The organism is Nocardiopsis sp. FR4 (assembly GCF_009830945.1).
Lineage (GTDB): Bacteria > Actinomycetota > Actinomycetes > Streptosporangiales > Streptosporangiaceae > Nocardiopsis.
Genome location: NZ_ML776458.1, coordinates 1 through 7,320 on the forward strand (window position 1 = coordinate 1; position 7,320 = coordinate 7,320).

A 7,320-nucleotide genomic window follows, 5' to 3' on the forward strand; every position below is an offset into this window, starting at 1 on the left:
CGGGTGCTGCGTAACCCTGTCAAGAAGATTATCGGTAAGCCGTGTGCGGGAAAACCGCACGCACGGATTGAAAGGGGAATGAGGAGACGGGCCCGGGAACGGGTACCGCGCCTCTGACTACCAATGAGCATCGACGAGATCACCGCGTACATCGGGGCCCTGGACGGGGTCCTCACGCTCAGGCCGGGCCCCGGCGACGGTTCCCCCGAGATCAGCTGGGGCGACGTGTTCTTCTACTACGCGCCGGACGGCGTGGTGCCCCGGGCCCAGCCCTTCGCGACCGTCGTCACCAAGGACTACCCCGACGACCGGGCCTCCCGCCTGGACCGGGACGGCGCCTTCCGCCTGAACGTCGCCGCGGGGGCGGACGGGTTCCGCCGGTGGACCGGGCGCGACCCGGGCGAGGCGGACCGGGCCGGCACCGACCCGTCCACGGCGGACGCGGTGCTGCCCCACCCCGTCTACGGCGCCCTGGGCTGGCTCTGCGTCGTCAACCCGGGACCGCGCACGGCGGAGCCGGTCCGGGAGCTGGTCCGGGCCGCCCACCGCGCGGCCCGCGAACGCCACCGGCGCCGCCGCGGGGAGGGGGAGGCCGCCCCCTGAACGGCCGGTTTGGCGCGACCGTTGCCACGGGGGTAGGGTAAAGCCTCTTTTCGGCCGCGCCCCCTCCCGGGGGTCGTGCGCTCCAAGGATCGGAACGAACCGGGCCCTCGCGGCGACCGGGGCGGGACCCGCGCACGCGCGCCGACGCGTCACCGTCCCGCCGAACCCTCCGAGGCCGCCCCATGCCCGTTCCCGATCCCTCCGACGCGCCCGTGAGCCCCGAGCTCCAGGCCGAACGCGACCACCTCGCCGCCGCCCGCGCCGCCCTGCGCCGGATGCGCGAGGAGGTCGAGGCCAGTGAGCTCAGCCTGGGCGACGTGGTCAACGACAAGGTCACCAACGCCGCCCTGCGGCGCGGCCGGGAGCGCCGTCTGGCCGCCCTGGCCGACGTCCCCGGCGCCCCCCTGTTCTTCGGCCGCCTGGACTTCGAGCCAGGCACCGTCTTCCTGGAGGACGACGCCCCCGGCACCGGACCGGACCGGGTGCGCATCGGCCGCCGCCACGTCCACGACCCGGGCGGGCGCCCCATGGTCCTGGACTGGCGCGCGCCGATCTGCGTCGCCTACTACCGGGCCTCGCCCGCCGACCCCATGCGGGTGCGCTCGCGCCGCCGCTACGGGTTCACCACCGTCGACCGCGGCCCGCGCGCCGACCCCGAGGCGGTGCTCACCGCCTTCGAGGACGAACCGCTCACCGCCGACGAGGAGGCCCCGCGCACCAGCGAACTCCTCAGCGCCGAGATCGAGCGCCCCCGCACCGGGCCCATGCGCGACATCGTCGCCACCATCCAGCCCGAACAGGACGAACTCGTCCGCGCCCCGCTGGGCACCACCCTGTGCGTGCAGGGCGCGCCCGGCACCGGCAAGACCGCGGTCGGCCTGCACCGCGTCGCCTACCTGCTCTACACCGAGCGCGAACGCCTCTCCCGCTCCGGCGTGGCGATCGTGGGCCCCAACCGCTCGTTCCTCGCCTACATCCGCGACGTCCTGCCCGCCCTCGGCGAGGTCGACGTCCGCCAGACCACCGTTCCCGAGATGCTCACCGCCGGCCTGCCCGAACGGTCGCGGCCCGCCGACGGGTGGGTGCGCCGGACGGAGGAGCCCGCCGCCGCGCGGATCAAGGGCCAGGCCCGCATGGCCGAGGTGGTCCGCCGCGACCTGTGGTCGCACCTGCGCGCCCCGGAGGAGGCGCTCGTGGTCCGGCGGGGTTCGCGGCGCTGGCGCCTGTACCCCGAGGACCTGCGCCCGCTCCTGGACGAGCTGGCCGCGCGCGGGGTCGCCTACGGGTCCGGCCGCGAACTCCTCTCCCACCGCATCGCGCACGCGGTCCTGTCGCTCATGGAGAGCCAGGGGGAGGCCTGCGACGACCGCACCCACGAGCAGGTGCGCCGCGACCCGGCCGTGCGCTCGGCGGTGACCGCCATGTGGCCCCGGGTCGATCCGCTCAAGCTGGTCCTGGGCCTGCTCACCGACCCGGGGCGCCTGGCCCGGGCCGCCGAGGGGCTGCTCACCCCCGGGGAACAGGCCGCCGTCCTGCTGCCCGACAGGCCGCGAGGACCGAGGTCGGCGCGGTGGTCGGAGGAGGACCTGGCCCTGGTCGACGAGGCCGCCGCGCTGGTCGAGCGCCCCGCCGGGCTCGGCCACATCGTGGTGGACGAGGCCCAGGACCTGAGCCCCATGCAGTGCCGGGCCATCGGCCGCCGCTGCGTGTCCGGCTCGCTCACCGTGCTGGGCGACATCGCCCAGGGCACCAGCCCGTCGGCCGCCGCGAACTGGTCCACGCTCCTGGAGCACCTGGGCAAGCCCACCGGGCACCTGAGCGTGCTCGACCGCGGCTACCGGGTCCCCGCCCAGGTCCTCGACTTCGCCGCCCGCCTGCTGCCCGCCATCGCCCCCGGGCTGAAGGCGCCCACGGCCGTGCGCCGCGCGCCGGGGGCGCTGCGGGTGACCCCCGCCGAGGGGAACCTCGCCGCCGCCGTCGCCGACGCCTGCCGTACGGCGCTCAAGGGGGAGGGCTCGGTCGGGCTCATCGCCGCCGACGCCGAACTCCCCGCGCTGCGCCGGGCGCTGGAGGCCGAGGGGCTGCCCGCGCCGCTGCTCGACGAGGCCGGCGCCGGCCGCCTGGTCGCCGTGCCCGCGAGCCTGGCCAAGGGCCTGGAGTTCGACGCGGTGGTGGCGGCCGAACCGGCCGCCGTCGCCGAGGCCGAGGAACGCGGGGTCAACCGGCTCTACGTGGTGCTCACCCGGGCCGTCAGCACCCTGCACGTGGTGCACGCGCGTCCCCTGCCGGAGGCCCTGCGCGACGGTTGAGCACGACGGTCGGGCTCGGACCGCCGTCCTGGAGCGCTCTGCCATGGTCTGTGGTACCCGGTGGCGGGGGAGACGCCGAGCAGCCGTGCGGTGTCGCGCTGGCTCGCCCCGAGGTCGCGAAGCGCCTCGGCCGCTTTCGCCACCTCGTAGCGGTGCTTCGCCGGGGTCACAGGTTCCCGGTCTCCCCGGCCGTCTTGGGGCGGCCGGTTCCGGCAGGCCCCCGGCTCAGTGGCTGGCCCCGGTGCGGGGGGCGCTGGGCGTGCGCCGCCACAGACGGGGGAGCAGGCCCGCCGCGAGCAGCCACAGGGAGACCGTGACCAGGTGGGCGCGCTGGAGGACGCCGAACACCGCCCCCGGCTCGCCGTCGCCCCCGGCCGCGTAGACCCGCACCGCCATGACCAGCAGTGCGGCGGCGGCCAGCAGTTGGAGCAGGGCCAGCACCGCCACCAGCGGCCAGGAGCGGTCCCCCTGGCGCCACCGGTCCACGGCCAGCACGACCACGCTCGCCAGCGCGGCCAGCAGCGCGAGCGCGGCCAGCACGGCCTGGGCCACGGTGGCCCCGGGCAGCCCCTCCGTCAGGGACTCCGCCGCACACGCCACGTCCGTGGAGACCAGACACGGTCCCGGGAACAGGGTGGCGGCCAGGGAGGCCGCGCCGAAGACGGCCATGCACCACCACGACGCGGCGAGCAGGTGGCCCGTCTCCTCCCGGGCCCCGAGCCCGAGCCCCAGGCCCGCGGTGAGCATCACGAGTACCGCCCCGGTGCGGTGCGCGCTCTCCATGAACCGGGCGAAGGTGGTCCCCTGGTCGGCCAGCGCGCCCTGGACGGCGCCGCCGCCGGGCAGCACCGCCTCCAGGACCCACAGGCTGTAGACGATCGCGGCCGCGACCGCCGCGACCCTTCCGTCCCGGTAGTCCCAATGCAGCTGTGCGGAGTGCGGCATCGTGTCTCCTGTTCCACGGCTGTCGTACCACGTACCCCAGGAGGGCGCGGGGTACGCGGTGGCCTCGCCGTGACCACCGTCGCCCTGGGACCCTAGCGCCCCTCGTGCCCGGGAGTCACCCAACTCGCGGCGGCACCGTTATCCGCGGGTGCGTGTTCACACGGCATCATCGGGAAACACCGCGAACACACGCACAGGGCACGACCGACGAGAAGGGCGCACGCATGGACGGCGCATCCACGACGCGATGGGTGATCGTGGGGGTCGACGGCACCGAGTCCAGCCGCCACGCGCTGGAGTGGTCGGCGCACCAGGCGATGCTGCGCGGGCTCGGGGTGCGGATCGTCGCGGCGGCCGGCCCGCTGGCCTCGGTGGGCGTGTTCGCCGGTCACACGCGCGCCGACGGCACCGTGCCCCCCGACGAGACCGACACCCAGGGCGCCGAACACCTGTTGGAGTACGCCAGCGACTGGGTGTCCCGGCTCTTCCCGGAGCTGAGCGTGCAGACCCGGCTCTCCTACGCCCGGCCGGTCGAGGCACTGCTCGCCGAGGCCTCCTCGGAGGGGGCCGTGGCCGTGGTGGTCGGCTCGCGCGGGTTGAGCGGGATCGTGGCCGCGTTCGTCGGCTCGGTCGGCATCGAGCTGGCCGCGCGCTCCCCCGTCCCGGTGGTCGTGCTGCCCCACGAGCACGCCGCGGCCCACGGCGTGCGGGGACGGGTGATCGTCGGGATCGACGGCTCCGAGCCCAGCCGCAGGGCCGTGGAATTCGCCTTCGCCCAGGCCGCGTTCGCCGACACCGAACTGGTCGCGGTGAGTGCCTGGCAGCCCCTGGTGGCCTTCGCGGCCGCCACCGGCCCGATTCCGCCCGAGCTGTTCGACGACGAGACCGCGGCGGAGGCCGCCCGCCAGGCCCTGGAGGAGGAACTGGCCGATCCCCGCCTGCGCCATCCCGGGGTGACGGTGGACACGCGCGTGGTGCGCGCCCACCCCGTGGTAGCCCTGCTGGAGGAGGCCACCCCCGCCGACCTCATCGTGGTGGGCTCGCGCGGCCGCGGGGGTTTCCGCGGCCTCCTGCTCGGCTCGGTGAGCCACTCGGTCCTGCACGGGGCCAGGGGGCCGGTCGCGATACTGCGCTGATCCCGTCCCACCGGTCCCGTGCCCGGCCGTGGAGAACCCGCGCCGACCTGGGTCGACGTCCGTTCCGGGTGAGGGGGGCGGCGGCACAGGTCTAGTGGCCTCCTGGGCCCCTCGGAGAGCGGTGTGACGAACAGCACGGTGTGTCGCCCCCGAGTGGCGCCGATCCCGTGTGAGCGGGGAAAGCGGCTCCGAGCAGCGCCGCGATGCTCTCTTCGGGAGCGCTCGCCCTCCCCGTGGTAGACCGCCCGGAACCCCTGCTGTGCAGTGGGATCGGGTGTCTCCGCGCAACTTGATTAGACCATTGGACTATACCAATTGGTCACAGTGGGGTCTCGTCCTTCATGATGCGAGAGATCTCGACCTTGAGAAGGAGCCGCTGTGACTGCCGTGGGGATCGAACTGGGGACCGTCCCGACCGGGCACGAGGAACTCGTCACCTGGGTCCGTGAGGTCGCGGAACTCACCCAGCCGGACGAGGTCGTGTGGTGCGACGGTTCGGAGGAGGAGTGGACCCGTCTGACCGGGCAGCTGGTCGAGCAGGGGACCTTCATCCGCCTGAATCCGGACAAACGTCCCAACAGCTTCTACTGCAAGTCCGACCCGAGCGACGTCGCCCGCGTCGAGGACCGCACCTTCATCTGCTCCGAGCGCGAGGAGGACGCGGGCCCGACCAACAACTGGATCGCTCCGGACGAGATGCGCGCCACCTTCGGCGAGATCTTCCGGGGGGCCATGCGCGGTCGCACCATGTACGTCGTGCCCTTCTGCATGGGACCGCTGGGCGGCGACATCTCCCAGCTCGGCGTCGAGATCACCGACTCCCCCTACGTCGTGGTGTCCATGCGGATCATGGCCCGCATGGGTACCCCCGCCCTGCGCCTGATCGAGGAGCGCGGCGACTTCGTCCGGGCGGTCCACTCCGTGGGCGCCCCGCTGGAGCCCGGCCAGCAGGACGTGCCCTGGCCGTGCAACCCCACCAAGTACATCTCGCACTTCCCCGAGACCCGTGAGATCTGGTCCTACGGCTCGGGCTACGGCGGCAACGCCCTGCTCGGCAAGAAGTGCTACGCGCTGCGCATCGCCTCGGTGATGGCCCGCGACGAGGGCTGGCTCGCCGAGCACATGCTCATCCTCAAGGTCACCCCGCCCCGCGGCAGGGCGCACTACGTGGCCGCCGCCTTCCCGAGCGCCTGCGGCAAGACCAACCTCGCCATGCTCCAGCCGACCATCCCCGGCTGGAAGGTCGAGACCGTCGGCGACGACATCGCCTGGATGCGCTTCGACGACCAGGGGCAGCTGCGCGCGATCAACCCCGAGGCCGGGTTCTTCGGCGTCGCCCCCGGCACCGGCGAGAAGACCAACGCCAACGCCGTCAAGACCCTCCGGGGCAACAGCATCTTCACCAACGTCGCCCTGACCGACGACGGCGACGTGTGGTGGGAGGGCCTGACCGAGGAGCCGCCCGCGCACCTCACCGACTGGAAGGGCCGTCCCTGGACCCCGGCCTCCGACGAGCCCGCGGCCCACCCCAACTCCCGCTTCACCACCCCGGCGGGCCAGGCGCCCACCATCGCCGAGGAGTGGGAGGACCCGGCGGGCGTGCCCATCTCGGCCATCCTGTTCGGCGGCCGCCGCGCCTCCGCGGTGCCGCTGGTCACCGAGTCCTTCAGCTGGCGGCACGGCGTCTACCTGGGCGCCAACGTCTCCTCGGAGAAGACCGCCGCCGCCGAGGGCGCCGTCGGCGAGCTGCGCCGCGACCCCTTCGCCATGCTGCCGTTCTGCGGCTACAACATGGGCGACTACTTCGCCCACTGGTTGAGGGTCGGAGCCGGGGCCGACCAGGCCAAACTGCCGAGGATCTTCTACGTCAACTGGTTCCGCAAGGACGCCGACGGCCGCTTCGTGTGGCCCGGCTTCGGTGAGAACAGCCGCGTGATCAAGTGGATCATCCAGCGCCTGGAGGGCGAGGCCGAGGCGGTGCGCACCCCGATCGGCTACCTGCCCACCGCCGACGGTATCGACACCGAGGGCCTGGACCTGTCCGCCGAGGACCTGGAGTTCCTGCTCTCCGTCGACCCCGAGGTGTGGAAGCAGGAGGCCGCCCTGGTACCCGAGTTCTTCAAGACCTTCGGCGACCACCTGCCCGGTGAGCTCTGGGACGAGTACCACGCCCTGCTGGACCGGCTCGGCCGGTAGCGGCTCCTCCCGCCGACCCCTTCCGCGCGGGGAACGGCGTCCCCGGGGGCGGGGGGCCCCCCGGGGCCCCCCCCCCCCCCCGGGGGCGCCCCCTTGGTTTGGCGCCAGAATTGGGGAAAACAAAGGTAACA

5 protein-coding genes are annotated in these 7,320 nt (G+C 73.9%); 4 read left to right on the top strand and 1 reads right to left on the bottom strand.

Features of this window, described 5'->3' with window-relative positions; translation table 11 throughout:
• Positions 1-123 precede the first annotated feature (123 nt).
• On the top strand, positions 124-603 hold the full coding sequence (locus FYW95_RS04645) for a DUF6194 family protein (RefSeq protein WP_159940315.1): 480 nt from the start codon (positions 124-126) through the stop codon (positions 601-603).
• Between the two features lie 182 nt (positions 604-785).
• Positions 786-2,912: a HelD family protein gene (locus FYW95_RS04650; protein ID WP_160050032.1), complete on the top strand. Its 2,127-nt coding sequence runs from the start codon at positions 786-788 to the stop codon at positions 2,910-2,912.
• A 225-nt stretch (positions 2,913-3,137) separates the two neighbouring features.
• Here FYW95_RS04650 and FYW95_RS04655 read toward each other — a convergent pair whose 3' ends face one another.
• Positions 3,138-3,857: a DUF998 domain-containing protein gene (locus tag FYW95_RS04655; RefSeq protein ID WP_159940319.1), complete on the bottom strand. Its 720-nt coding sequence runs from the start codon at positions 3,855-3,857 to the stop codon at positions 3,138-3,140.
• A 224-nt stretch (positions 3,858-4,081) separates the two neighbouring features.
• On the opposite strand from FYW95_RS04655, the gene FYW95_RS04660 reads away from it, so the two are divergent.
• Positions 4,082-4,993, top strand: a complete 912-nt coding sequence (locus FYW95_RS04660) for a universal stress protein (RefSeq protein ID WP_159940321.1) — start codon at positions 4,082-4,084, stop codon at positions 4,991-4,993.
• 378 nt (positions 4,994-5,371) lie between these two features.
• Positions 5,372-7,189, top strand: a complete 1,818-nt coding sequence (locus FYW95_RS04665) for a phosphoenolpyruvate carboxykinase (GTP) (protein ID WP_370462345.1) — start codon at positions 5,372-5,374, stop codon at positions 7,187-7,189.
• Positions 7,190-7,320: the final 131 nt, after the last annotated feature.

Coding starts and splice junctions, on each gene's coding strand:
- FYW95_RS04645 (WP_159940315.1), top strand. CDS start 124: ATGAGCATCGACGAGATCACCGCGTACATCGGGGCCCTGGACGGGGTC.
- FYW95_RS04650 (WP_160050032.1), top strand. CDS start 786: ATGCCCGTTCCCGATCCCTCCGACGCGCCCGTGAGCCCCGAGCTCCAG.
- FYW95_RS04660 (WP_159940321.1), top strand. CDS start 4,082: ATGGACGGCGCATCCACGACGCGATGGGTGATCGTGGGGGTCGACGGC.
- FYW95_RS04655 (WP_159940319.1), bottom strand. CDS start 3,857: ATGCCGCACTCCGCACAGCTGCATTGGGACTACCGGGACGGAAGGGTC.